The organism is Pseudomonas sp. P5_B2 (genome assembly GCF_056400445.1).
On record NZ_JBFULH010000788.1, the window covers coordinates 1 to 1,664 of the forward strand.

Annotated in this window: 2 protein-coding genes; one reads left to right on the forward strand and one right to left on the reverse strand. The window is 54.1% G+C overall.

What is annotated here, in order from left to right; genetic code table 11:
- The first annotated feature begins 669 nt into the window (after positions 1 to 669).
- Positions 670 to 1,056, forward strand: a complete 387-nt coding sequence (locus AC1DRJ_RS26785) for a hypothetical protein (protein ID WP_477804806.1) — start codon at positions 670 to 672, stop codon at positions 1,054 to 1,056.
- Positions 1,057 to 1,058: 2 nt separating this feature from the next.
- Here the strand turns inward: AC1DRJ_RS26785 and AC1DRJ_RS26790 are convergent.
- Positions 1,059 to 1,664: AAA-type ATPase lid domain-containing protein (locus tag AC1DRJ_RS26790; protein ID WP_477804807.1), on the reverse strand; the 606-nt coding region annotated here is incomplete at its 5' end.

Consider the following 1,664-nt stretch of genomic DNA (forward strand, 5'->3'; position numbering starts at 1 on the left):
ATCACCGACCGTTGCTTCTGCCAACTGAATGCAGTAAGGCATGACGTACACACATCATCCCTGAAAAACCATGTTCCCTGCTCCGCTGAATGCTGAAAAACGATGAAAAGTGCTGAAAACCTCTGAGTAGCGCCTTCTTAGGGCTGGAAAATGCCTGTTAACTGACCATTCCCCGATCATTGCATCCGCGTTTTTTGAGCGAAACTGGGTTCTTCCGGCGCGTCAAAGTCACGAGCTCTCGTCAAGTTGAGCCTCACATTGAGATGTTGCCAGGCAAGTGGACTGTGGGCTGGCCGGGAATCTGAAAGCCCGCCCAAACCTGATGAAAAGCAGCCATTTGATGGACATCCCAACCGACCAAGCGATGGACTAGAGGTGTGACGGACTACACCCAGTCAATAGACTGTCGGAAGAAACCACACAACAGCATCCGCATCCGGCGGGATGTAGGAGGGAAATACAGGTTTACACGCCACCTTACCATCTAGTTAATTCAGTGAAAAGCCAGCAATCGAATCCCGCCCGCCTGACACCTGGTGACTACGATTGTAATGTCGATGTTTTGCACACCACGATCTCACCGCCGGACATATCGAACGCGTGTCCGTACGACAGCTATAGTTAATGGCCTTGGGGAATTGCGCGAAAACCGATTACACAGGTGTTGCCATGAACAAAGCCAATCTGACGCTGATTTTCACTGTTTGCCTGGTTGTTGCAAGCACCGCCCATGCAGATGACAACCTGACTCCTACCACCGATTACAGCAGTGAGTTCCAGTATTACGGAGCCGACCAACCCTTCGCCCACCCCGCTCCACCTTCCATGAGCACGATACCGCCAGGTTCGTATATCCCGACCTCGCCCCAGGAATTCATACCGATTTCAAGCGAGCACGTGTTCTACGATTCACAATTGCCGACGCTCGCCGATGCCTCCGTTCGGGTGTTCATTCGCACTTACGATGCCGTGCATGGCGTGTACGTGAACGAAGAAGTTGCCGACCCAAGTTGCACACTCGAATGTCTAAGTCGTCAGGGCCCGATGTTGCAATAAGCCTACCACTGGCGTTTATCCGGGCGTGCCAGGCCAAGTTTCTCGATACGGTAGCGCAACATGTCGCGACTCAGGCCTAACAGCCGAGCAGACTTGGTGACGTTCCAGTCGGTCTTGTCGAGCATCTTGCGCACCATGTCGCGCTCGACTTCGGGCAGGTTCATCGACTCGGTGCCGTTGTAGAGCGGGCGCGGCTCGTGGTGTTGTGGCTCATGTTGATACATGGGCGGATCATCCACCAGGCTCAGGCAAACGTTAAGCTGGTGTGCAGCGATAGTATCGCTCTGGGCCAGCAGCACCGTTTGCTCAAGCATGTTGCGCAACTCGCGCACATTGCCCGGCCAACTGTAGCTGAGCAACAGTTCTTCAGCCTGATCGCTGAAATGCAGGTTCGGCTTGCCATAGCGTTTGCCGTGGCTCGCCAGGAAGTGCCGGGCCAATAGCAGAATGTCTTCGCCACGGGCGTACAGGCGCGGCACCTTGATGGAAATAATCCGCAGACGAAAGAACAGGTCACGGCGAAACTTGCCTTGCTGGACCATTTGTTCAAGGTTGCAGTTAGTGGCGCTGATTACGCGCAGATCGACTTTGCGTTCCTTGACCGAACC

Coding starts and splice junctions, on each gene's coding strand:
- AC1DRJ_RS26785 (WP_477804806.1), top strand. CDS start 670: ATGAACAAAGCCAATCTGACGCTGATTTTCACTGTTTGCCTGGTTGTT.